Raw genomic sequence first — 23,972 nt, 5'->3', positions numbered from 1 at the left:
CGTTCCCGTGACGAGGGTGACGTCAGAGGCCGCGGACGGAGGCGATCGAGAACGTGGTCGGGGTGCCGGTGCTCGGGGTCATGGGGCCGCCCTTGTCGAACTGGGAGCGGACCACCAGGGTGCGTCCCCGCGTGTGCGCGAGGGTCGTGGGGATCTGGAGGGACGGGTCCGTGACCGTGCGGGTCAGCTGGGCGTGGGCGGCGTCCGGCGTGAGGCGCCAGCGGGTCAGGGTATTGGTGACGTTGTGCGCCACGCGCAGGGTGCCGTCGGGGGAGAGGTCGAGGCCGTCGGCGGCCTTGAGGTCGCCGCCCGTGAGGGCGACGCGGCGGACGGCTCCGGTGGCGAGGTCCACGCGGTAGAGGTCGCCCGCCGTCATGTCGACCGTGAGGAGGTAGCGGCCGGCCGGGTCCGACACGATGCCGTTCAGGGAGAAGGTGCCGGCGGGCCGGGGACGCAGGGCCGGGGTGATGTCGTAGGCCTCGGTCAGCGGGCCGCTGCCGGCGGCCAGTTGGGCCGGTGTCACGCGGTAGATCACACCGCGGACGCTGTCCGTCAGGTACGCGGTGCCGTCCGGGGTGAGGGTGAGGTCGTTGACGAAGCGGGGGTCGGTGCCCGCCACCTCGAAGTGGGCCAGGCGACCGCCGGTCGCGGTGTCGTATACGGAGACGCCGGCGGTGGAGTCCGTCACCCACAGGCGGCCCCGGGCGTCGACGCGCAGGCCGTTCGCCGTGCGGCGGCCGTCGGTCCCGGAGGGCAGGAACACCTCGGCCGTGCGTCGGCCGGGACGGGCCCGGTAGACGGTGCCGTCAGCGTACGAGCCGACGTAGACCGTGTGCGTACGGGCGTCCGTGGCGATGCCCTCCGGATAGACCTTCTCGCCGGGGAGGGTGAACGCCGTGGATATGCGGGCGTCCGCCGACTGGGCCGGGACCGCGCCCAGGGTGAGGGCCGCCGTCACGAGGCCGGTGGCCACCAGCAGGTTCGTCTTCCTCTTCGTCGTCTTCGTCGTCTTCGTCATTGTCTTCTTCATCGATCGCACCGTAGGAGTCCTCTACTGGATAGGTGAAGGCGAATGTATGTTAGAGCTCTAATGCATGCAAGGGCCGTAGGATGCGGTCATGACCTCCATGGCCCCCGAGGAGCGCATCGGCTCTCACGTCAAGCGCGCCGAGCAGGCGCTCCTCGCGGCGAAGAACCACGCGCTCAAGCCGGCCGCAGTAACGGTTCCCCAGTACGCCGCGCTCCTCTGGCTCGCCGAGAAGCCCGGGATCTCCGCCGCCGCGCTCGCGCGCCTGTGCGGGGTGACGCCGCCGACCATGAACACCGTGCTGAAGAACCTTCAGGAGCGCGGCCTCATCGAGCGCACGCCGCACGAGTGGCACCGCAATGTGCGGGAGACCCGGCTCACGCAGGAAGGGCGCGCGGTGATGGAGCTGGCGGATTCCGGTGCGGTGCGCGTGGAGCGGGCGCTGGCCGCCGCGTTCACGGGCGAGGAGCGGGACCTCCTGATCCGGCTGCTCGGGCGGTGCGCGGAAGTGCTCGACGCCCAGCGGTGAGGCATGCGGGGGCTGTCGGTGCGTTGGCCTCGCCCCGCTCGGTTCTCCGACTCGGTTCTCCGCGGGACCTCCCCCCGGCCCCGTGCGTTTTCCTGAGGTTCCCGCCATGTTTTTGCTCGGATTTGGAACTGCGCGGAGGATTCGCACATCAGGACTAGGGGATGCCAAACTGTTCTGCCCTTGGGCAGTCATGACCGTTCGGAGCGAAGTTCGTGCACGAGTACCCGCAGCGCCCGCGGCCTGATGACCAACCGTCGTACCAGGGGCGCTACGAGCAGCAGGACCCTACGTACCCGCAGAACCAGCGGTACCAGGACCAAGGGCACCCCCAGGACCAGCCGCACGCGCACTACGCGCCGTACGACGAGGAGCCCCCGGCCCCCAGGCGCTCCCGCCGGAACATGTGGATCGGCGCGGTCGTCGCCCTCGCGCTCCTGCTCGGCGGCGGTGGCTTCGCCGCCTGGAAGCTCGACTGGCTCTCCGGCAACGGCGAGGCAGTGAGCTTCGGCAAGAACACCCCGGGCGTCACCGCCGACAAGAAGGCGCCGAGCGACGCGCCGGCGGCCAAGCCCTCCGGTGACCCGGACGTGCTCATGCCGACCGGCCCGAAGGCGGACTTCAAGCAGACCACCAAGCTCGACGACGGCACGATCATCGCCAAGACGCGCCTCGCGGGCGCGAAATCGGGTTTCCAGGGCGACGTGTGGGTGTGGGCGCCCAAGGAGTACGACGACCCGAAGTACGCCAAGAGCGGCTTCCCGGTGCTGATCGCGCTCCCCGGCGGCAACGGCTTCCCTGCCAACTACTGGTCCGACCGCAGTCTCGGCCTCCAGAAGGCCATCAGCGAGGGCGTCCAGGCGGGTACCAGCCTGCCCTTCATCGTGATCATGCCGGTGCTCAACCCGGACAACAAGTACTACTACGACGGCTCGGACATCCCCGGCCAGGCCAAGATGGGCACGTGGATCGCCGAGGACGTCCCGGCCTTCACCAAGGCCAACTTCCGTACGTACAAGTCCCGTGACGGCTGGGCCTTCATGGGCTCCTCCTCCGGCGCCTTCGTCGGCATGAAGACGGTCCTGCAGCACCCGGACAAGTTCAAGGCCGTGATCGCCAGCGGCGGCGAGATCGTTCCCGACTCCCCGCTCTGGAAGGGCCACCAGGCGGAGATGGACGCGAACAACCCCGAGAAGCTCGCCAAGAAGCTGATCGACGCGAAGGGCCCCGAGGTCTACATCAACTTCCAGATCGGTACGAAGGAGAGCGGGAAGGAGCGGATGACGAAGTTCCAGGAGCAGTACGGCAAGGGACCCGTCAAGACGACCATCCGCGACATCCAGAACGGCGAGCACAACGGCTGGCACTACGTCCGGGGCATGAAGGAAGGCTCCCTGGAGTGGATCAGCAAGGTGCTCAAGGCTCCGAAGCCCGAAGCCGGCTGACCGGAGCCCGCTGATCGGAGCTCGCCGCCCGGCGCCGGCCGACCGCTGCCGCCCCGGGCGTCGACCCGACGTTCGCCGCCTCGGGCGGCCGCCGCTGTCGCGCCGCCCGCACGTCACGTGGTGCTCGCCACGTCGCTGTCGTCGCAGGCAACCCAACCCCTCGTTCATACCTCTGTAAAGGGTGTAAGGGGGACCGATCGGTCCGACCCGCGCTCCCTGGCGAGCGCCGGAGAAGGAACGGGACAAATCCGTGCAGCATGACCAGCAAGGCGACGGCAGCCCCACGACCGAGGGCGGCCGTCGCCCCCAGCGCCGACGCCTGCTCCTGATCAGCAGTGGGCTCGCGCTCACCCTCGCCGTCGGGGGCGGCGCGGCGTACAAGTACGGCCTCTTCTCGGACATAGGGGATCCCGTGTCCTTCGGGAAGGTCCAGGAGAAGGCCACCACCGTCTCCGACGTCCGCCCGGGCGTGCGCATGCCCACCGGGCCGGCGGCGGATTTCGTCCGCACCACCCGAATGGCGGACGGCACGCAGATCGCCAAGACCACGCTCACCGGCCAGAAGTCCGGTTTCACGGGTGACGTGTGGGTGTGGGTGCCGAAGGAGTACGACGACCCGAAGTACGCCAAGAGCGGCTTCCCGGTCCTGATCTCCCTGCCCGGCGGCCGGGGCTACCCCAAGAACTACTGGGGGACGGGCCCCGGCCTCGGCCTCCAGCAGGCCGTGATCGACGGGGTGAAGGCCGGTACGAGCCTGCCCTTCATCCTCGTCATGCCGGTGATCAACGCCGACACCAAGCACCACTTCGACGGCTCGGACATCCCCGGCCAGGCCAAGATGGGCACCTGGATGGCCGATGACGTCCCGGATTTCACGAAGGCCAATTTCCGCACCTTCACCTCCCGTGACGGATGGGCCTTCATGGGCTCCTCCTCGGGCGGATTCGGCGCCTTCAAGCACGTCCTGAAGCACCCCGACCGTTTCAAGGCGGCCATCGCGAGCGGGGTCGACATCGTCCCCGATTCCCCTCTGTGGAAGGGGAACACGCAGGCCATGGACGCGAACAACCCCGAGAAGCTCGCCGAGAAACTGATCAAGGCGGGCGGTCCGGACGTCTACATCAGCTTCCAGATCGGCACCGCCGAGACCGGCCGCGACAAGGCCGAGAAGTTCATGAAGGAGTACGGGAAGGGCCCCGTGCACACCCGGCTGCAGGTGATCCAGGATGGTGAGCACAACGGCAAGTCGTACGTGCGTGGCATGAGGGAGGGCTCCCTGGAGTGGATCAGCAAGGTGATGCAGGCACCGACACCCGAGCCCGCCGTGTGATGAGCACGGTGGCGAAGGGGGCGTCGGCGGCCGCGGCCGCCGGGATCGCGGCGGCGTGCGCCGTCACGCTCTTCCAGGCATCGGCCGACAGCACGGTGCACCCCTTCCCCACCGTCGGCGTGCTCATGGCCAACGGCGAGCACTGGTGCACGGCGAGCGTCGTCGACAGCCCCCAGGGCAACGTCGTCGCGACTGCCGCGCACTGTGTGGCCCCGGCCGGCGAGGACGGAGAGCCGGGCGAGGTCGCCCACGACGGCCTGGCCATCGGCGAGCTGGCCTTCGCGCCCGCCTTCTCCGGCGATGGCGGCGGCACCCAGCCCCTCGGGCTGTGGAAGGTCCGCTCGATCCACGTGGACGAGCGCTGGACGAAGTGGGGTGAGGACACGGCCGACTTCGCCTTCCTCACCGTCGAGCCGGACGCCGACGGGCGCAGCCTCCAGCAGGCCGTCGGCGGCCGGGGCGAGGCGCCGAAGCCCGACTGGACCTCCGGGTACGAGCGGGACGTGACGGTCGTCGGCTACCCGGAGTCCGAGCACAACCCGCAGAACAAGCCCGTCTCCTGCACGACGCAGACCCGCCACGACGATGACGACCCCGACATGCTGTACATCAGCTGCGCGGGCTTCTGGACGGGGACGAGCGGCAGCCCCTGGGTCGCCGACCGGGGCGGTGCGGGACGTCCGGGACAGCTGATCGGGGTGCTGAGCGGCGGCGACACGGACGTGGACTCCACGGCCGCGCTGTTCGACGAGCGTGCGAAGGCGCTGTACGAGAAGGCGGCTCGGGGCTGACCGCCGGCCTGGCCTGCCGTCTGCTCTCCGCCGTCCGTGATCGGCTGTCGGTGGCCGGTGGCCGGTGGCCGGTGGCCGGTGGTCTGCCGTCGGCCGCGCCCTCGGTTCTAGTTCTTGCGCTCCGTGCTGACGATCACGCCCACGGCCGCCACCACGATCGCGCCGCCGAGCAGGATCGGCCAGGTCAGCGCCTCGTCGAGGATCAGCCAGCCGAGCGCGACGGCCACGACCGGATTGACGTACGCGTACGTGGACACCAGCGACAGCGGCGCCGCCTGGAGCAGCCACGCGTACGCCGTGAAGCCGACGAGCGACCCGAAGAGCACCAGGTAGGCCAGCGCCAGCCAGGACGCGGTGGAGAAGGCCGCCGGGTCGAGGCCCCGGTGCTCGCCGCGCAGCAGGCCGACGACGATCCCGCCGACCCCGCCCGCGAGCATCTGGTACGCGCTTCCCGTGAAGGGATTGCCCGGCAGCGTCAGCTTCGACGCCGAGAACGAGCCCAGCGACCACAGGACCGAGGCCGCCACGACCAGCAGCACCCCCGACAGCCGTACGGCCCCGCTGATCCCCGGGCTGGTCAGGACCGCGAGCCCCACGAGGCCGACCAGTACGCCGCCCAGGGTGCGCGGCGGCGGCCGGTCCCCGGTGCTCGCCCGCAGCACCACCACCCACATCGGCACCGCGGCCACCAGCAGGGCGGCCAGGCCCGACGGGACCGAGGTCTCGGCGAGCACGACCAGGCCGTTGCCGCCGAGGACCAGCAGCAGCCCGACCAGGACCGCGGAGCCGAGCTGGGCGCGGGTGGCCTTGAGCGCGGCCGGGCCGTACCGCCAGGCGACGATGCCGGCCAGCAGCAGACCGGCGGCGATGAAGCGGACTCCGGCGGAGAGGAACGGCGGCATGGTCTCGACCACGACCCGGATACCGAGGTAGGTCGAGCCCCACACGACGTAGACGAGGACGAGGGCGGTCCAGACGGCGCCGGTGACCTTGTGGGGTGCGGTGGCCGTGGGGCCGCTGTTCACCCGGGTGGAGGTTGACATGGCCGGATCCTATGGTCGTTGGCGCATACAAGCTTCCGGATATCTCAGCCCTTGAGCAGACCGTTCAGCTCGCCGTACGGGAGGGAGTGCGCGAGGGTTCCGTAGGTCCCTTCGGACATGAGCTCCTCGGTGGCGCGGCGGACCACGGCGTACGCGGCCTCGGCGACCCAGGAGCCGAGACTGACGCGGGAGACGCCGAGGGCGCCGAAGGCGGCGACGGTGGGGGCGCCGGGGCCGACGAGGATGTTGAGCGGGGCGTCGATGCCCTTGGCGAGCTCGGTGACGGTGGCCGGGTCGATGACGCCGGGCACGAAGATGCCGGTGGCTCCCGCCCGGAGGTAGGCGGCGGCGCGGGCCAGGGTCTCGTCGAGGCGGGTGGCGGCGTCGCCGAGGCCGAAGAGGTACGTGTCGATGCGGGCGTTGATGAACAGCGGGACCCCGGCGGCGTCGGCGGCGGCGCGGGCCGCGGCCAGGCGCTCCGCGTGGTCGGCGGGGGCGCGGGTGCCGTCCTCGATGTTGATGCCGACCGCGCCGGCGGCCAGGACGCCGGCGACCGTCTCGCCGACTCCGGCGGGGTCGGCGCCGAAGCCGCCCTCGATGTCGGCGGTGACGGGGACGGAGGCGGCGGCGGTCACGCGGGCGACGAGGTCCAGGGCGCGGTCCCGGGCCAGGACGTCCCCGTCGGGGGAGCCGAGGGACCAGGCGACGCCGGCGCTGGTGGTGGCGACGGCGGGGGCGCCGGCGGCCTCGACGATGCGGGCGCTGGCGACGTCCCAGGCGTTGGCGAGGGCGAGGGGGGAGGCGGGGGTGTGCAGGCTCGCGAAGGCGCGGGCCTGGGCGGTGAGGTCAAGGGAGCTCGTCATGGGGTCAGTTCAGCAGACCTGCGGCGCGTCGGCTCGCGGATTTCCGACCTGTGGGTTCGACGGCCACGGGCCGTGGCCACCGCCGGGGCTCCGCCTCGGGCCCGCGTCCGGCGCGGCCGGGTCGGGGCTCCGCCCCGCGCCCCGCGCCTCAAACGCCGCCGGGGCTGAAGGGGCGCCGCGTCCGCCGGGGCTGAAACAGTGCCGCATCCGCCGACGGGGCTGCAAGGGCGCCTCACCCGCCGGGGGCTGAAGGCGCCCCGTACCCCGGCCGGGTCGATTGAGCCCGGTGGTTCGAGTGGGGAGGCCGAAGCTACGGCGCCAGGCCCGTTTTCGCTCCCGCGCCGCAGAGGGGGAGGACCGCCGTGCGGCCCTGCAAGGGGTCGGCGGGAGAGGACGGGCCCACCGCGGCCCAGCAGGCCGCGGCCGTCGGTTCCACGAAGAGGCCGCGCCGGGCCAGGTCGTGCTGGGCTTCGCGCAGCCGCGCGTCGGGGACCGTCAGGAAGGTGCCGCCGGAGTTGCGGACCGCGGCCAGGATCTGGCGGGCGCGGGGCGGCGCCGGGATCGCGATGCCCTCGGCCAGGGTCGGGCGTTGCTCCACCGGCCCGGCGTCCCGCGCGCCCGCCGCGAAGGCCTCCGCCAGTGGGGCCACCGCCTCGGCCTGGACCGCGATCAGCGCGGGCGGCCGGACCCCGCGCCGGGCCAGTTCCTCCGCGGCCAGCGCGGCGCCCAGCAGCAGGGTGCCGTTGCCCACCGGCAGGACCAGGGCTTCCGGCAGTCGGCCGCCCAGCTGCTCCCACACCTCGTACACGTACGTCTTCGTGCCGTGCAGGAAGTACGGGTTGAAGACGTGGCTGGCGTAGAAGACCCCCGGCTCGTCCGCGGCGGCCCGCGCCGCCACCGCCGCGGCCTCCCTCCCGCCGGAGACGACCCGTACGGCCGCCCCGTGGGCCCGCATCTGGGCCGTCTTCTTCTCCGAGGTGCCCTCGGGCACAAAAACTTCACAACTCAGCCCGGCCCGGCCGCAGTACGCGGCCATCGACGTTCCCGCGTTGCCGCTGCTGTCCGCGACGACCCGCTGCGGGGCCAGCCGCCGGGCCAGCTCCGCGAGCATGACCGCTCCCCGGTCCTTGAACGACAACGTCGGCATCAAGTAGTCGAGTGTGGCTTGAATGCGCTCTGTCAGCGGCACCATCGGAGTGTTCCCCTCCGCCAGCGAGACGGAGAACGCCCCCGGCAGCGGCAGCGCGGACCCGTACCGCCACAACGAGTTGGGGCCGGCGGCCGGTTCCAGTGGACTGGCCGGATCCGGTGTGAAGTCGAGGTCCCACGGGCCGCCGCAGGCGGGGCAGCACCAGGTGGCCGTCCCGGCGTCCGCACGCGTGCCGTCCTCGGAGCAGACGTAGCCGGGGAGTGCGTGCGTCATGTGCGGAACGCCTTTGTTCAATCATGGCCGTTGTGTGGCACGAATGTTACGCATGCGCCGTCCTCTTGTGGGACGAGGCAGGGGTGGGTCAACCTTTCGGAGGCGGCAACCGGTCGGGCTTGAATTGACATGACCATGCCTGAAAGGTTCCCGCCTCACCCCCCGCAGCGCACCACTTATGAGGAGGACCCCTCACATGTCCGTGATGCGTCACACCCGCCGGAGAATCGCCGGCATCAGCGCGACCGCCGTCGTGGCCCTCGCGCTCGGCGCGGCCGCCGCCCTACCCGCCTCGGCAGCCGACCACGGAGCACTGGGCGTCATCGAGAACGCAGGCGCCGCCGGATCCGTCTCCGGCAGCTACATCGTCACCCTGCACGACTCCGCCGCCCGCTCCACCGACGCCAGCGGCAAGGCCGTCGCCGCGCGGTACGGCGCGAAGATCGACCGTACCTACAGCGCCGCCCTCAACGGCTACTCCATCGAGGTCTCCGAGGCGCAGGCCCGCAAGCTCGCCGCCGACCCGGCGGTCAAGTCGGTCGTGCAGAACCGGACCTTCACCGTCGACGCCACCCAGCCCAACCCGCCGTCCTGGGGTCTGGACCGCATCGACCAGCGCGCGCTCCCGCTGAACCAGAGCTACACCTACCCGGACAAGGCCGGCGAGGGCGTCACCGCGTACGTCATCGACACCGGTGTCCGCATCACGCACCAGGACTTCGGTGGCCGCGCCTCCTACGGCTACGACGCCATCGACAACGACAACACCGCCCAGGACGGGCACGGCCACGGCACGCACGTCGCCGGCACCGTCGCGGGCGGCGCGTACGGCGTCGCCAAGAAGGCCAAGATCGTCGGCGTCCGCGTGCTCAACAACCAGGGCTCGGGTACGACGGCCCAGGTCGTCGCGGGCATCGACTGGGTGACCCGGAACGCGGTCAAGCCGGCCGTGGCGAACATGTCCCTCGGCGGCGGCGCCGACTCCGCGCTCGACACCGCCGTACGCAACTCCATAGCCTCCGGCATCACGTACGCCGTCGCCGCGGGCAACGAGTCCACCGACGCCTCGACCAAGTCCCCGGCGCGCGTCGCCGAGGCCATCACGGTCGGCGCCACCACCAGCGGCGACGCGAAGGCCAGCTACTCCAACTACGGCTCCATCCTGGACATCTTCGCGCCGGGCTCCTCCATCGCCTCCGCGTGGGCCACGGGGGACACCGCCACCAACACCATCTCCGGTACGTCGATGGCCTCGCCGCACGTGGCGGGCGCGGCCGCCGTCTACCTCTCGCAGAACCCGGGCAGCACCCCGGCCCAGATCTCGTCCGCCCTGGTCAGCGCCTCGACCCCGAACGTGGTGACCAGCCCCGGCTCCGGCTCCCCGAACCGCCTGCTCCACATCGGTGACGGCGGTACCGTCCCGCCCGGGCCGCGCTTCGAGAACACCGCGGACTACGCGATCAACGACAACTCCACGGTGGAGTCGCCGGTCACCGTCAGCGGTGTCTCCGGCAACGCCCCGGCCACGCTGAGCGTGCCGGTCGACATCAAGCACACCTACATCGGTGACCTGAAGGTCGACCTCGTCGCCCCCGACGGCACCGTCTACGTCCTGCACAACCGCAGCGGCGGCAGCGCGGACAACATCATCAAGACCTTCACGGTCAACGCCTCCGCCGAGGTAGCCAACGGAGTGTGGAAGCTCCGGGTGAACGACAACGCGAACGTCGACACCGGGAAGATCGACTCCTGGGCGCTCCAGTTCTGAGGGGTCTGCATTGCGGGCCCTGAACCGAGGGCACCGCGCGGGGCCTTGAGTACGGGACTGCGCAAGGCTCCGCGTACGGCGCGATGAACAGGACGAACCGGCAGGGGCGACCGTCGAGACGGTCGCCCCTGCTGCGTACTATTCGCGCAATCGTTCGCGCCCCTTGTCGCCACGTCCCTCGATGGAGCACCCCACCTCGTGAGCACTCCGCCGCCGAGCCCTTCCACCGGCCCCGGACCGGGCTACTCCTGGCCTCCGCCGTCCCCGCTGCCCGTGTGGGGCCCGCCCGTCCACCCGCGGGAGCCGGCGCTCAACGGCTTCGCGCTGGCCTCGCTGCTCGTCGGGCTGCTGTGCCTCCCGCCGCTCGGGATCGTCTTCGGCGTCGTGGCCCTCGTACAGATCGCGAACAAGCGGGAACGGGGCAAGGCGCTGGCGATCGTGGGCCTGGCGGTCTCGGTGGCGATGACGGCCGTACTGGCCCTGAGCGCCCAGCGGTTCGCGGACGCGGTCGGCGACCGCTTCGACGCGGCCCGCCAGTTCGCCGATGTCGAGGGTGAGCTCGTCGACACCGAGGACCTGCACGTCGGCGACTGCTTCAACGTGCCGGGCGGCGACCTGATGGACGACCGGCCTCTCATATACAAGGTGGACTGCGCGCGGGTGCACCACGGCGAGATCACCTCGGCGGGCGTGTTCGACCCGACGGGCACCCCCGGGTCGGCGCAGGCGGACCGCGATGCCGAGGAGGCGTGCTGGAAGGCCCAGGACGCCTACGCGATGGACACGTGGGCCCTGCCCGTGGACGCGGAGATGTACTTCTACGCGCCGACGCGCGAGTCCTGGCGCCAGGGGGACCGGCGGCTGCTGTGCGTGATCGGCACGACGGTGGAGGAGCACCAGGGCAGTCTGCGCCGCGACGAGCGCACGCTGAAGCCCGAGCAGGTGGCCTTCCTGCGGGCGGCGAACGCCGTGGAATTCGTCATCAGCCGGTCCCCCGAGGCCGAGGTCGAGGACGCGCTGGAGGAACACCGGGCGTGGGCGCGGAAGGTGTACGCGGCGCTGGGCGACGAGGCGAAGGTGCTGCAGGCGGACAAGGCCCGCCCGGGCCTGGAGAAGGCCGTCGCGGCGCAGCTCAGGGAGGTCGAGGCGGCCCGCCTGGCGTGGCAGCGCGCCTCGCAGGCGAGGTCGGCGCAGGAGTTCGACAAGCAGGCGGACGTGGCGCTGGGCGCGATGTCCCTGGAGACCGAGAAGGCGCTGCGCGGCGCGTACGGGCTGTCGACGACGGTTCCGGAATGGCTGGACCACGAGGGGGACTCGGACGACGGCCCGTGGTCCGAGTCGGTGTGAGCGCAGCGGGGTAACGCACGGTAACAGGTTTGAGTGACCTGGCTTCATCACTTCGGGTGAAACTTTGGCCTTTGCTTGCGATGTACAACCGTCGGTTGCCAGGGTGTAGCTGTCTGTCAACCTGATGGGAGTGGCCAGTGACTTTCGGTGAGCAGCCGGCCTACCTGCGCGTGGCGGGGGATCTGCGACGGAAGATCGTCGACGGTTCGCTGCCCCCGCACGCCCGGCTCCCCTCGCAGGCCCGCATCCGCGAGGAGTACGGGGTCTCCGACACCGTGGCGCTGGAGGCGCGCAAGGTCCTGATGGCGGAGGGGCTGGTCGAGGGCCGGTCCGGGTCCGGCACGTATGTACGGGAACAGCCCGTGCCGCGGCGCGTCGCGCGCTCCGGCTACCGCACGGGCGGCACCTCGACGCCCTTCCGGCAGGAGCAGGCGGAGTCGGGAGCCCGCGGCACGTGGGAGTCGAACAGCGAGCAGGAGGCCGCCCCGGCCGAGATCGCGAAGCGGCTCGGCATCGAGGCGGGCGAGCGGGTGATGCGGACGCGGTACGTCTTTCGCGACGCGGGGGAGGCGATGATGCTGTCGACCTCCTGGGAGCCGCTCGCCGTGACCGGCCGGACCCCGGTGATGCTGCCGGAGGAGGGCCCGCTGCGCGGCTGCGGAGTGGTCGACCGGATGGCGGCGATCGACGTGGTCGTGGACAACGTGGTGGAGGAGGTCGGCGCCCGGCCGGGCCTGGCGGAGGAGATCCTCCTGCTCGGCGGCGTCCCGGGGCACGTGGTGCTGGTGATCGGCCGCACGTACTTCGCCTCGGGCCGCGCGGTGGAGACGGCCGACGTGGTGGTCCCGGCGGACCGCTACCGGCTGACGTACCACCTCCCGGTGAGGTGACCCGAAGCCCGGCCGTGCGTACCGCGTCGTGGTGGAGTGGGCCGACGCCCGGCTCGGACTTCCCCCGCCCCGCGTCGAGTTCAGGGGCGCCTGCCTCCGCCCTGTCAAGCGGGCGGGTTTCGGCGCGATGGTGATCGACTCCACCGTCTCGATCCTCGCGTTCTTCGGCCGGTCCGGCAGGTACGCGGAAGCCTTGTCCACCGTCGCCCCGGTCGGCCAACTCGCCTCCCGTGCCCGTCGATCAGCCGGCTGACCAGGGGGGAAGCGCGGCCCGGCACCGCCGGACATCCCGGCCGGTCCGGACGCCGTGGTCCACGACGACACCGCCGTGCACGTCTGTTCCGCCTGCGAGACGGCGTACGAGCTGCCCGCCGTCGCCGACCGCGCCGTCCGGTGGGGGCCGATCCGCACCCTGTGCCGCCCCCCGGCTCGACCTGCGGGGATGCCTGCCACAAGGGTGCGGAGAGCAACGCGGTGATCTTGCCGGTGCCGGACGGGCGCCCCGCCTGAACCGGCGCGCACGGCGCGGGCGTACCCATGGCCGGATGCGTACGCCCGCAAAGTACCTCTTCGTGAAAAACCGTATCCGCTCAGTAAAGGTCGGGCGTAAGCTCGGGCATATGCGCAATGCGGTTTCCCGGGCAGGTACGTCGGCGGAGGGTGAAACGCGATGAACGACAGCGGTGCCCTGCTCCCGTGGCTGGTCATACGTCAGGACGACAACGGCAACCGCTACCGGGTGGGCCGGTACCCCACCCGGGCCGAGGCCCAGAAGGTCGTCGACAGCCTCGACGACAGAGGACACAAGCAGCTCTACTGGGTCGAGCGGATCGGTCACACCGCCACGATGAACTGAGCGCCGCAGCTGTTGACGGCGCTGGCATAGGCTCCGCCCATGACGATACGAGTGGTCGTGGGCGGAGCCCTCTGTCATGAGGGGCGTCTGCTGGCAGCCCGCCGCAGCGCGCCGCCGGAGCTCGCCGGACGCTGGGAGCTGCCCGGCGGAAAGGCCGAGCCGGGTGAGACCGTCCCCGAGGCGCTGGTGCGCGAACTGCGCGAGGAGCTCGGCGTGGAGGCCGAGCCACTGGAGCGGATCCCGGGGGAGTGGCCGCTGAAGCCCGGCCTCGTCCTGCACGTGTGGACGGCCCGGCTGGTCTCCGGGGTGCCCGCGCCGCTGGAGGACCATGACGAGCTGCGCTGGCTCGGGCCGGAGGAGCTGGAGTCGGTGGACTGGCTCGACCAGGACCGGCCGGCGGTCGCCGAGGCCGGACGCCGACTGCGCGGATGAACGCGCCCCGTGCGCGGACGACCGTACGAGGGGGCGTGCGGGTGGGGCGCGCGGGTGGGGCGAGTGGGTCCGGGGGCCAACGCGCGGGCGGGCGCGCGGGCGTTCCCGTCGCACGGGCGGTGGCACGGGGGCGCGTGACGCTCGCGCTCTAGGCCGTCTGCGCCACAATGCGCTGGTGCGTGGGGGATCGGGTGGTACGGCGCCTTGAATATCGGGTATGTCGCTATTAATCCCTATCTCGTCCCCCTTTCGTCCCAGACGAACCGGACTGGGGTCGCTGCTGGCCCGGGAAGTGATCGGCGTGATCGACACAGACGGTGAATGCGCCGAGTGGGCCTTCCCCGCCGAGCCCGGTGCCGTCCGCACCGCGCGTCACGCCGTGCGCGGCACCCTTCACGCCTGGGGCCTCGACTCCGTAGGGGATGTGACCGTCCTGCTGGTCAGCGAGCTCGTCACCAACTCCCTGCGCTACGCGTCCGGACCCATCGGCGTCCGCCTGGAGTGGCGGAAACCAGACCCCGGGGGCGGGCCGGGGTGCGCGGCGCTGCTCGTCGAGGTTTCCGATCCGCTTCCGGATCCGCCCCGCGAACGGGTCGCGGAACCGGACGACGAGGGCGGCCGAGGGCTGCATCTCGTCGCCGTCTCGGCGCAGCGCTGGGGGACACGGCACAGGAAGTCGGGCAAGACCGTGTGGTTCGAGTTGGCTCTTCCTGGTGAGTAACAAGGTGAAGGGTGGCGGGGGGCGGTCCTCCCGGACGGGGTCTGAGAGGGACCACACGACGTGGCTCGAAACCAATGAGACCTTGCTGTGATCGTGAACGCCGTGCCGTCCGGGGCCGTGGTGCTGAATACTTCGGTCATGGCCGGTCCGGTTGCGGTGAGCTGGAGGGGACGGTCGCGTGAGCGAGATACCTGCGCAGGCAGATCAGGCCCGAGTGCCGGGGGAGACATGGCGTGATTCCCTATGGCACAGCAGCCCGCCTGGCTCGATATACGACTACATAAAGGTCGCTTCGTTCTCGATCGGGCCCGACGGGCTCATCGACCAGTGGAGCCTGCGCGCCGAGGAACTGTTCGGGCTGACGGCGGCCCAGGCGGTGGGCAGTGACCCGGTCGACGCCTTCATGCCGGCGGAGCTGCGCGCCGACGGGCACCGCCGGGTCGCCGAGATCCTCGACGGCAAGGAATGGACGGGTCTGATCCCCTTCCGCGTCCCCGGCGGGGACGGCGTGCACGGCGTGGCCGAGATCTATGTGATGCCCACTCAGACCGAAGCCGCCGAGCGGGCCGCCCTGTGCGTGGTCGTCGACGTACGCGCGCTGCGCCGGATCGAATCCGATCTGGCGGCCTCGCAAGCCATATTCGGCCAATCTCCCTTCGGCTTCCTGCTCTTCGGCACGGACCTCACCGTGCAGCGGGCCAACCGCCGCTTCGCGGCCGTCTTCGGGGGCCGCGTCGAGGAGCACCGGGGCCGGACCGTGCACGACTACCTGCCCGCCCACGAGGCCGACCGGATGGCCGAGGCCCTGCGGCAGGTGCTGGACACCGGGGACTCCATCACCGACCTCCGGATCACCGGCGCCACCCCCCGCAGCCGCGAGGACCGCCACTGGTCCATCAACCTCTATCGCGTCCACGGCGGCACCGGCCGCCCCATCGGCGTCGCCGGCATCGGCACCGACGTCACCCGCCGCCACCTCGCCGCCCGCGAGGCCGCCGGGGTCCGGCGCAATCTCGCCCTGCTCAACGAGGCCGGGCACCGCATCGGGAACTCCCTCGACCTGGAGACCACCGCCCGGCAACTCCTCGACGTCACCGTCCCGGGCTTCTGCGACCTGGCCGCCGTCGACCTGTACCAGGGGCTCCTGCTCGGCGACGACGACCGGCCCGCCCGGCCGCAGGGACCCGGGATGCCGTCGCTGCCGCCCGTGCCCGGCGCCGGACGCGCGCCGTCCGCGCCGCTGCGCAGGGTCGCCTTCGCCTCGGCCGTGTCGGACGCCCCGCTGTCGGGGCCGGGCGCGCTGGTTTCCGTAGGGGAGATCCACCGCTTCCCGGCGGCGTCGCCCGGCGCGCTCGCGCTGCGCACGGCGCGGCCCCGGCTGATCGAGGGCGGCGGACCGGAGGACCTCGTGCAGTCCACCCTCGTCGTGCCGATGGTCGCCCACGACACGGTGGTCGGACTCGCGCAGTTCTCCCGTACGAAGGGCAGCGAACCCTTCGGCGAACGGGACCGGGCGGTCGCCGTGGAGCTCGCCGCCCGGGCCGCCGTGTGCATAGACAACGCACGGCTCTACCGGCGCGAGCACGAGCGGGCACTGATGCTGCAGCGCAGCCTGCTGCCGCCCGGCGACCCGGAGGCGGCGGGCCTGGACATCGCCTGCCGCTACCTGCCCGGAAACGCGGCGACGGAGGTCGGCGGTGACTGGTTCGACGTCATCGAGCTGCCGGGGCACCGCACGGCACTGGTCGTCGGCGACGTCATGGGGCGCGGACTGCGGGCCGCCGTCGCGATGGGCGAACTGCGGACCGCCGTACGGACCCTGGCGCTGCTCGACCTCGAACCGGCGGAGGTGCTGACCGCCCTGGACGAGGTCGCGCGGGGCCTCGGGGCGCCGGGAGGATCCCAGCAGGCCTCCCGGGCGGCCCTCCACTCGCGCGACGCGGACCGCTCCGAGGTGTACCTCGCCACGTGCGTGTACGCGGTCTACGACCCGGTGACCCGGCGCTGCACGATCGCCAACGCGGGCCACATGCCGCCCGTGCTCGTCCCCCCGGCGGCGAACGGAGAGCCGGACCCCGAGGGCGCGGCGCGGCCCGCGCTGATGCTGGACGTACCGCCCGGGCTGCCGCTGGGGGTGGGTGGCGAGCCCTTCGAGGAGGTCGAGGTGGAACTGCCGGAGGGGGCGCTGCTCGCGCTCTACACGGACGGGCTCGTGGAGTCGCGGGACCACCCGCTGGAGGAGGGGCTGCGCGGACTGCGGGAGGCGCTGGCCGTTCCCGTCCGCCCGCTGGAGGACGTGTGCGACCACGTACTGAACACGCTGGACACGCGGCACGGCGAGGACGACATCGCGCTGTTGATGGCGCGGGTGCAGGGCCTGCCGCAGGACGCGGTGGGGGACTGGCAGCTGCCGCGCGAGGCCCGGTCGGTGGGGCGGGCCCGGGAACTGGCGCGGGCGAAGCTGCCGGCGTGGGGCCTGGAGGGATTGCTGGACACCACCGAGCTGCTGGTGAGCGAGCTGGTGACGAACGCGCTGCGGTACGGGGAGGGGGAGATCCGGCTGCGGCTCCTGCTGGACCGCACCCTGGTGTGCGAGGTGTGGGACGCGAACCTGGTCCAGCCGCGGCGGCGCCGGGCGCGTGACACGGACGAGGGCGGGCGGGGGCTCCAGCTGGTGGGGCTGCTGTCGGCGGGCTGGGGGACGCGGCGGACCCACCGGGGGAAGACGGTGTGGTTCGAGCTGCCGCTCCCGGGCGCGGCGGCGGAGGCGGTCTCGGAACTGTCCGCGGAGCAACTGCTGAGCATGTACGGCTAGGCGCCCGGCTGCCGGGGCTCGGCCCCGGGCTCGGGCGGAGCCCGGCGCGGCTCCGCGCAGCGGCCCGGCTGCCGCTCCGGGCGCGGCTCCCGCTCCCGGCCCCGCCCCCTCCCGCTCCCGCTCCCGCTCCCGGCGCGGATCCCGCCGCGCCCGCCCCTCCCGGGAGGGCTACGCGGCGCGGCCCTGCTTGAGTGCGGCGAGGCGGGCTTCGATCTCCGAAGCCTTGCCGAGGTCGTCCAGGGACTCGAACTGCGCGTCCAGTGACGACGCCGCCAGTTCCTGCTTGCCCAGCGCCATCGCCTCCTCGCGGCGGACCTTCTCCTCGAAGCGGTGCAGATCGCTCGTCGGGTCCATGACGTCGATGTTCTTCACCGCGTCCATCATCGTGTTCTGTGCCTGCGCGGTCTTGGCGCGGGCCACCAGTTCGTCGCGCTTCGCCTGGAGCTCCGTCAGCTTGTTCTTCATCGACTCCAGGCCCGACTTCAGCCTGTCGACGACCTCCGTCTGGGCGGCGATCGTCGGCTCGGCCGTCTTCGCCTCCCGCTCCGACTGCATCTGGCGGCCCAGGGCCACCTTCGCGAGGTGGTCGAACTTGTCCGCGTCCGCCGTCGAACCCTCCGCGCGCAGCTCGTCCGCCTTCCTGCTCGCGGCGAGCGCCTTGCCGCCCCACTCGGAGGCCGCCTCCACGTCCTCCTTGTGGTCCGCCTCCAGCATCCTGAGGTTGCCGATGGTCGTGGCGACGGCCTGCTCCGCCTCCGAGATGTTGTTCGTGTAGTCGCGGATCAGCTGGTCCAGCATCTTCTGCGGGTCCTCCGCCTGGTCCAGCAGCGCGTTGATGTTGGCCTTCGCGAGCTGGGTGACGCGGCCGAGGATGGTCTGCTTGCTCATGGTCGTCTCTCCTGGTGGGGGACGGTCGGTGACGGACCTTTCAGTGCGCGCTTGGCGGCGCCGTTCAGAAGCGGCCGCCGCCGCCCATGCGGCCGCGGGTCCCCCCGCCGCCGAAGGAGCCGGGTCCGCGGCCCCCGAAGCCCCCGCCCCCGCCCCGGCCGCCGCCGCCCAGGAGCTCGCCGAGGATGATCCCGCCCAGCACCGCGCCGCCCATGCCGCCGCGCCGGCTCCCGCCACCGCCGTACGGGTCCCGGTACGCCCCCACATCCTGTTCCGCGAGCTGCTGCGCCTGCCGGGCCAGCGCATCCGCCCGCTGGGCCTCCGCCAGCGCGCCCGCCGGATCCGAGCCCGTCAGCGCCGCCGCCCGCTCCAGGTGCCGCCCGGCCTCCGCCAGGCGGGTACGGGCCTGGCTGCCGACCGCGCCCCGGCTGGTGGTGATGAAGTCCGTCGCCGCGCCGATCGCGCTGCGGGCCGAGAGCAGCGCCGGATCGAGCAGGGCCGCCGCCCGCTGCCGGCCGCTCTCCCGCTCGCGCGCCCCGGCCAGCGCCTCGTCCAGGGCCGCGTCCGCCTCCTCGACCCGGCGCAGGGCGTCGATGGGGTCGTACCGGTCGGCCGTCTGTTCCCGCCGTACGTCGGCCAGTACGGACTCCGCCCGGCCGATCCGCCCGCGCAGGTCCGCCGTCGAGACCCCTTCCGGGGTTCCGCTCAGCAGGCCGCGCGCGTCCGCGAGATCGGTCTCGGTCTCCTTCACGGCGCCCGGCAGCTTCAGGGCCGCCTCCGCCAGCTCCTGCGCCCGCCGCTCGACCGCGTCGACCAGGGTCGCCGCCTGGTCCACCGCGCCCTCGGCGGCCCGTACGTGCACGGCCGCTCTGCCGCGGTCGCCGCCGTCGATCGCCGCGCGGGCTTGGCCCAGGCTGGTCGTCGCGAAGAGCAGCCGGTCCTTGGCCTGTTCCGGGTTGGAGGCGACGGGCGCGGAGGCGGAGTCCGCGTACCGCCGGCCCAGCGCGGCCAGGGTCGCCTCCGCCGTGGTGGTGCGGCCGGTCAGCGCCCGGAAGTGGGTCTCCAGGGTCGCCAGCGCCTCGGGGGCGTTCTTCTCCAGGTCCCGCAGCCGGTCGAAGTCCGCCGATTCGGCGTCGAGCCGCCGGTTCGCCTCGTGGCAGCGGGCGACGATCTCGTCCAGCATGCGGCGCCGGGTCGCGTCGTCCTCCGGGTAGGCGTCGTCGAGTTGCTGGCGCAGCCGGAAGGCCTGCGTCAGCTCGGCCTTGGCGCGTTCCACGGCCTCGGTGAAGGTCCCGACGGCCGCGTCACCGAACTGTGCGGTGGCGAAGCCGAGTTCCTCGGTGCTGGTACGGATCGCGTCGTCGGTCTCCACCAGCAGCGCCTTCGCCTCGGCGTCCAGCTCGGGCAGCGGGAGCCGCGCCGCCGTCTGCTCGCCCCAGCCCTCCTGGATCTTCGTACCGCGTCCACTGCCGCCCTTGCGCCTGCGGCGGCTGTACGCGTACGCCCCCAGCGCTCCGGCCGCGCCGACCGCGACCACCGGGAGCACGAAGTCGCCGGCCCCGCTCTCGCCGCCCGCACCACCGCCGGGATCCGCTTCGCCGGGGGTGATGGCGGGTACGGGTACGGGCAGCCCGCCGAGCACGGCGTTGTAGCCGTCGGCCGCGCCGATCGCGGCGCCCGCCCAGTCGTTCTGCTTCAGGGCCGGCTCGATGGCCGTCCGGGCGACGGCGGCGAGCTGCTCCTCGGTGAAACCGGACTCGGTATCGGCGGAATAGGCGTACTGGCGGGCACCGGTCGCGACGGCCAGCAGGACGTCGTCCCGGCCGAGGCCGTTGCGCTGCGCGGTGGCGTCGGCCCAGCTCTGGGCGGAGCGCCCGGAGAAGTCGTGCACGTACGCGACGAAGAGCTGGATCTTCCGGTCGGCGTACAGCGAGTCGAGCGCGGCGGTGACGGCGGCCCTCCGGTCACCGAGGGCGCCGACGCGGTCGGTGATCTGCCCCTGCTGCGACAGGGTGACGGGATCCTCGGCGCGCGCGGGCGGCCCTGCGGCCACTCCCCAGCCGCCGAGCGCCAGCAGCGCGGCGGCCAGGGCGAGTCCGGCCCGTACGGATATCCCGGCGGCGGTGCGTGTCTTCGTCCTGCTTCTCGGCGCCATCACATTTGGGAGGGTATGGGCGGTTCACCGCCCGCGCACCCGGAACTCCTCCCGAGCGCGGGGCGCCGACTACTCGGAACCGGAGCGGCGGCGGATCTTGTTCCCCAGCCACACCAGCGGGTCGTACTTGCGGTCCACCGCCCGCTCCTTCAGCGGGATCAGGGCATTGTCGGTGATCTTGATGCCCTCGGGGCAGACCTCCGTACAGCACTTCGTGATGTTGCAGTAGCCGAGCCCGTTCTCCTCCTGAGCCGAGCGCTTGCGGTCCAGGCCCGCTTCCGCGGCGGCGTCCAGGGGGTGCATGTCCAGTTCGGCCACCCGCATCAGGAAGCGCGGACCGGCGAAGGCGCTCTTGTTCTCCTCGTGGTCGCGCACCACATGACAGGTGTCCTGGCACAGGAAGCACTCGATGCACTTGCGGAACTCCTGCGAGCGCTCCACATCCACCTGCCGCATCCGGTACTCGCCCGGAGCCAGCCCCTCCGGCGGCACGAAGGCCGGCACCTCCCGCGCCTTGCGGTAATTGAAGGACACGTCCGTCACCAGGTCCCGGACGACCGGAAACGCCCGCAGCGGAGTGACCGTGATGGTCTCGTCCCGGGAGAAGGTCGACATCCGCGTCATGCACATCAGCCGCGGCCTGCCGTTGACCTCCGCACTGCACGAGCCGCATTTGCCCGCCTTGCAGTTCCAGCGCACCGCCAGGTCCGAGGCCTGGGTCGCCTGGAGCCGGTGGACGATGTCCAGGATCACCTCGCCGTCGTTCACCTCGACGGTGAAGTCCCGCAGCTCGCCGCCCTGCGCGTCGCCCCGCCAGATCCGGAACGCGGCATCGTAGGTAGTCACTCGTAGAGCTCCTCTTCGGCGAGGTACTTGACCAGCTCTTCCTTCTCGAACAGCGCGAGCAGGTCGGGGCGGATGGGGTCGGTGCGGGTCCGCTCGAGAGTGATCCGGTCGGCTGCCGGATCCGCCGGGGCCGGCTTTCCGTCATCGCCGGCCACCGGCCGGCACAGCAGGTTCACCCGGCGCCAGTCCCGCTCCATCGCCGGGCAGTCCTCACGGGTGTGCCCGCCCCGGCTCTCCGTGCGCTCCAGGGCCGCGCGGGCCACGCACTCGCTGACCAGCAGCATGTTCCGCAGGTCCAGCGCCAGGTGCCAGCCCGGGTTGAACTGCCGGTGTCCCTCGACGCCCGCCCGGGAGGCGCGCTCCCGCAGTGCCGCCAGCCTCTCCAGCGCCTCGGCCATCTCCCCCGCCCGCCGGATGATGCCGACCAGGTCGTTCATCGTCGTCTGGAGCTCCTGGTGCAGGGTGTACGGGTTCTCCGCGCCGTCGGCGGCATGGAAGGGCGCCAGCGCCTCCGCCGCCGCCTCGTCCACCAGCGGCTGCGGGACGGAGGGGCGCCGGCCTTCGAGCGAGGCCGTGTACCGGGCCGCGTACAGTCCCGCCCTCCGGCCGAAGACCAGCAGGTCGGAGAGCGAGTTCCCGCCCAGCCGGTTCGATCCGTGCATGCCGCCCGCGACCTCGCCCGCCGCGAAGAGGCCGGGCACCCCCACCGTGGCCGCCGTGTCGGAGTCGACCGCGATCCCGCCCATGACGTAGTGGCAGGTCGGGCCGACCTCCATCGCCTCGGCGGTGATGTCCACGTCCGCCAGCTCCTTGAACTGGTGGTACATCGAGGGCAGCCGCCGCTTGATCTTCTCCGCCGGCATCCGGGTGGACACGTCCAGGAAGACCCCGCCGTGCGGGGAGCCGCGGCCCGCCTTGACCTCCGAGTTGATCGCCCGCGCCACCTCGTCGCGGGGCAGCAGCTCGGGCGGGCGCCGGTTGCGGTCCGGGTCCTCGTACCAGCGGTCGCCCTCCTCCTCGGACTCGGCGTACTTCTCCTTGAAGACGTCCGGGATGTAGTCGAACATGAAGCGCTTGCCCTCGCTGTTGCGCAGCACCCCGCCGTCGCCGCGCACCGACTCGGTGACGAGGATGCCCTTGACCGAGGGCGGCCAGACCATGCCGGTCGGGTGGAACTGCACGAACTCCATGTTCAGCAGGGGCGCGCCCGCCAGGAGCGCCAGCGCGTGGCCGTCGCCCGTGTACTCCCACGAGTTCGAGGTGGTCTTGAAGGACTTGCCGATGCCGCCCGTGGCCAGCACCACGGCCGGCGCCTCCAGCACGAAGAAACGGCCCGATTCGCGCTCGTAGCAGAAGGCGCCCGAGACGCGCTCGCCGCCGCCGGGGTCCCCGTCCTTCAGCACCCGGGTGACCGTGCACTCCTGGAAGACCTTGAGCCGGGCCTCGTAGTCCCCGTACTCCTTGAAGTCCTCCTGCTGGAGGGCGACGATCTTCTGCTGGAGGGTGCGGATCAGCTCCAGCCCCGTGCGGTCCCCCACGTGCGCGAGGCGCGGGTACTCGTGGCCGCCGAAGTTGCGCTGGGAGATCCTCCCGTCCGGCGTGCGGTCGAACAGCGCGCCCCAGGTCTCCAGCTCCCAGACCCGGTCCGGAGCCTCCTTCGCGTGGAGCTCCGCCATCCGCCACTGATTGAGGAACTTCCCGCCCCGCATCGTGTCGCGGAAGTGCACCTGCCAGCTGTCGCCCTCGTTGACATTGCCCATGGAGGCGGCGATCCCGCCCTCCGCCATCACCGTGTGGGCCTTGCCGAAGAGCGACTTGCAGATGACGGCGGTACGGGCGCCCCGCTCCCGGGCCTCGATCGCGGCCCGCAGCCCGGCGCCGCCCGCCCCGACCACGACCACGTCCCACTGCTGCCGGTCGACTTGAGCCATGTCAGAAGATCCTCGGGTCGGTGAAAGCGCCGCTGGCCAGCAGGTACACGTAGAAGTCACACACGGCGATGCTGATCAGGGAGGCCCACGCCAGCTGCATGTGGCGCGCGTTGAGCCGGGTGATCCAGCCCCACATCCGGTAGCGCACCGGGTGCTTGGAGAAGTGCTTGAGCCGGCCGCCCATGATGTGGCGGCAGGAGTGGCAGGACAGCGTATAGGCCCAGATCAGCGCGATGTTGACCAGGAACAGCAGCGTCCCGAGCCCCAGGTGGCCCCACTCGTAGCGCTCGTCGCGGAAGGTCAGGACCGTGTCGTAGGTGAGGATGCCCGCGATCGGCACCGCCGCGTAGAAGAAGTACCGGTGCATGTTCTGGAAGACCAGCGGGAAGCGCGTCTCGCCGGTGTACTTCGCGTGCGGCTCGGCGACCGCGCAGGCGGGCGGCGAGGCCCAGAAACCCCGGTAGTAGGCCTTGCGGTAGTAGTAGCAGGTGAGCCGGAAACCGAGCGGGAAGACGAGGATCAGCAGGGCCGGGGACAGGCCCCACCAACTGCCGAAGAGGTCCCAGTTGGGCCCGTCGCGCATCTCCTGGCAGTTCTCCGCGAGACACGGCGAGTAGAACGGGGAGACGTAGGGGGCCGCGTAGTAGTCGGCGTTGGCGAAGGCCCGCCAGGTCGAGTAGACGATGAAGGCGAGCAGCCCGGCCGCGGTGCCGGCGGGGGCCAGCCACCACCGGTCGGTCCGCAGGTGCCGGGCCGCGATCGCGGCCCGGGAGGGGTCGTGGACGCCCGCGGGCCGCTGCCGGGCTGGTTCTGTGCCTGTGGCCAAAGGGGACTCCGGGTGGAGTGATGAAGGGTGGCCGGGAGGCCCGGCCGCG

Annotated in this window: 21 protein-coding genes; 12 read left to right on the top strand and 9 right to left on the bottom strand. The window is 72.0% G+C overall.

What is annotated here, in order from left to right; all coding sequences use genetic code 11:
• Positions 1 to 22: 22 nt before the first annotated feature.
• Positions 23 to 1,030 (bottom strand): superoxide dismutase, encoded by a 1,008-nt coding sequence (locus ABZX75_RS26855; protein WP_355414855.1) that lies wholly within the window; start codon positions 1,028 to 1,030, stop codon positions 23 to 25.
• Positions 1,031 to 1,118: 88 nt separating this feature from the next.
• Here ABZX75_RS26855 and ABZX75_RS26850 point away from each other — a divergent pair, with 88 nt between their 5' ends.
• The 4 genes from ABZX75_RS26850 to ABZX75_RS26835 all read left to right on the top strand — a co-directional run bounded on the left by ABZX75_RS26850 (position 1,119) and on the right by ABZX75_RS26835 (position 5,119).
• The gene (locus ABZX75_RS26850; protein WP_355414853.1) at positions 1,119 to 1,556 is read left to right on the top strand and encodes a MarR family transcriptional regulator; all 438 of its coding nucleotides are present in this window, start codon (positions 1,119 to 1,121) and stop codon (positions 1,554 to 1,556) included.
• 401 nt (positions 1,557 to 1,957) lie between these two features.
• Positions 1,958 to 2,998, top strand: a complete 1,041-nt coding sequence (locus ABZX75_RS26845; RefSeq protein WP_355414891.1) for an alpha/beta hydrolase-fold protein — start codon at positions 1,958 to 1,960, stop codon at positions 2,996 to 2,998.
• A gap of 250 nt (positions 2,999 to 3,248) precedes the next feature.
• The gene (locus ABZX75_RS26840; protein WP_355414851.1) at positions 3,249 to 4,328 is read left to right on the top strand and encodes an alpha/beta hydrolase-fold protein; all 1,080 of its coding nucleotides are present in this window, start codon (positions 3,249 to 3,251) and stop codon (positions 4,326 to 4,328) included.
• Complete coding sequence (locus ABZX75_RS26835) at positions 4,328 to 5,119, top strand: trypsin-like peptidase domain-containing protein (RefSeq protein ID WP_355414849.1); 792 nt, start codon at positions 4,328 to 4,330, stop codon at positions 5,117 to 5,119. Before ABZX75_RS26840 ends, ABZX75_RS26835 begins: the two co-directional genes overlap by 1 nt.
• Before the next feature lie 107 nt (positions 5,120 to 5,226).
• Here the strand turns inward: ABZX75_RS26835 and ABZX75_RS26830 are convergent, their stop codons facing one another.
• The 3 genes from ABZX75_RS26830 to ABZX75_RS26820 all read right to left on the bottom strand — a co-directional run bounded on the left by ABZX75_RS26830 (position 5,227) and on the right by ABZX75_RS26820 (position 8,448).
• Entirely contained in the window at positions 5,227 to 6,162 is a 936-nt protein-coding gene (locus tag ABZX75_RS26830) for an EamA family transporter (protein ID WP_355414847.1), read from the bottom strand.
• A gap of 44 nt (positions 6,163 to 6,206) precedes the next feature.
• Positions 6,207 to 7,025, bottom strand: coding sequence for an isocitrate lyase/phosphoenolpyruvate mutase family protein (locus tag ABZX75_RS26825; RefSeq protein WP_355414845.1), 819 nt, complete (start codon positions 7,023 to 7,025; stop codon positions 6,207 to 6,209).
• A 310-nt stretch (positions 7,026 to 7,335) separates the two neighbouring features.
• Positions 7,336 to 8,448, bottom strand: coding sequence for a threonine synthase (locus ABZX75_RS26820; RefSeq protein ID WP_355414843.1), 1,113 nt, complete (start codon positions 8,446 to 8,448; stop codon positions 7,336 to 7,338).
• 196 nt (positions 8,449 to 8,644) lie between these two features.
• On the opposite strand from ABZX75_RS26820, the gene ABZX75_RS26815 reads away from it, so the two are divergent.
• From ABZX75_RS26815 to ABZX75_RS26780, 8 genes are all read left to right on the top strand, one after another.
• A complete protein-coding gene (locus tag ABZX75_RS26815) occupies positions 8,645 to 10,216 on the top strand; it encodes a S8 family peptidase (protein ID WP_355414841.1) in 1,572 nt (523 codons plus the stop codon).
• A gap of 198 nt (positions 10,217 to 10,414) precedes the next feature.
• Entirely contained in the window at positions 10,415 to 11,563 is a 1,149-nt protein-coding gene (locus ABZX75_RS26810; RefSeq protein ID WP_355414839.1) for a DUF4190 domain-containing protein, read from the top strand.
• Positions 11,564 to 11,700: 137 nt separating this feature from the next.
• Positions 11,701 to 12,453, top strand: coding sequence for a GntR family transcriptional regulator (locus ABZX75_RS26805; protein WP_355414837.1), 753 nt, complete (start codon positions 11,701 to 11,703; stop codon positions 12,451 to 12,453).
• Positions 12,454 to 12,484: 31 nt separating this feature from the next.
• The gene (locus ABZX75_RS26800; RefSeq protein ID WP_355414835.1) at positions 12,485 to 12,706 is read left to right on the top strand and encodes a hypothetical protein; all 222 of its coding nucleotides are present in this window, start codon (positions 12,485 to 12,487) and stop codon (positions 12,704 to 12,706) included.
• A 417-nt stretch (positions 12,707 to 13,123) separates the two neighbouring features.
• Positions 13,124 to 13,309, top strand: coding sequence for an SPOR domain-containing protein (locus tag ABZX75_RS26795; RefSeq protein WP_266934457.1), 186 nt, complete (start codon positions 13,124 to 13,126; stop codon positions 13,307 to 13,309).
• 39 nt (positions 13,310 to 13,348) lie between these two features.
• Positions 13,349 to 13,741, top strand: a complete 393-nt coding sequence (locus ABZX75_RS26790) for a (deoxy)nucleoside triphosphate pyrophosphohydrolase (protein WP_355414833.1) — start codon at positions 13,349 to 13,351, stop codon at positions 13,739 to 13,741.
• Between the two features lie 292 nt (positions 13,742 to 14,033).
• On the top strand, positions 14,034 to 14,462 hold the full coding sequence (locus ABZX75_RS26785; RefSeq protein ID WP_355414831.1) for an ATP-binding protein: 429 nt from the start codon (positions 14,034 to 14,036) through the stop codon (positions 14,460 to 14,462).
• Between the two features lie 214 nt (positions 14,463 to 14,676).
• Positions 14,677 to 17,277 (top strand): SpoIIE family protein phosphatase, encoded by a 2,601-nt coding sequence (locus ABZX75_RS26780; protein ID WP_355414889.1) that lies wholly within the window; start codon positions 14,677 to 14,679, stop codon positions 17,275 to 17,277.
• Positions 17,278 to 17,445: 168 nt separating this feature from the next.
• Here the strand turns inward: ABZX75_RS26780 and ABZX75_RS26775 are convergent, their stop codons facing one another.
• The 5 genes from ABZX75_RS26775 to ABZX75_RS26755 form a co-directional block, all read right to left on the bottom strand.
• On the bottom strand, positions 17,446 to 18,165 hold the full coding sequence (locus tag ABZX75_RS26775; RefSeq protein ID WP_355414829.1) for a PspA/IM30 family protein: 720 nt from the start codon (positions 18,163 to 18,165) through the stop codon (positions 17,446 to 17,448).
• Between the two features lie 64 nt (positions 18,166 to 18,229).
• Positions 18,230 to 20,320, bottom strand: a complete 2,091-nt coding sequence (locus tag ABZX75_RS26770) for a TPM domain-containing protein (RefSeq protein WP_355414887.1) — start codon at positions 20,318 to 20,320, stop codon at positions 18,230 to 18,232.
• A gap of 69 nt (positions 20,321 to 20,389) precedes the next feature.
• A complete protein-coding gene (locus tag ABZX75_RS26765) occupies positions 20,390 to 21,166 on the bottom strand; it encodes a succinate dehydrogenase/fumarate reductase iron-sulfur subunit (RefSeq protein WP_355414827.1) in 777 nt (258 codons plus the stop codon).
• On the bottom strand, positions 21,163 to 23,097 hold the full coding sequence (locus ABZX75_RS26760; RefSeq protein WP_355414825.1) for a fumarate reductase/succinate dehydrogenase flavoprotein subunit: 1,935 nt from the start codon (positions 23,095 to 23,097) through the stop codon (positions 21,163 to 21,165). Before ABZX75_RS26760 ends, ABZX75_RS26765 begins: the two co-directional genes overlap by 4 nt.
• A 1-nt stretch (position 23,098) precedes the next feature.
• Positions 23,099 to 23,923, bottom strand: coding sequence for a hypothetical protein (locus tag ABZX75_RS26755; RefSeq protein ID WP_355414823.1), 825 nt, complete (start codon positions 23,921 to 23,923; stop codon positions 23,099 to 23,101).
• Positions 23,924 to 23,972 lie beyond the last annotated feature (49 nt).

This window comes from Streptomyces sp. NPDC003038 (genome assembly GCF_040611115.1).
Taxonomy (GTDB): domain Bacteria; phylum Actinomycetota; class Actinomycetes; order Streptomycetales; family Streptomycetaceae; genus Streptomyces.
This window is presented reverse-complemented; position numbering and strand designations above follow the sequence as displayed.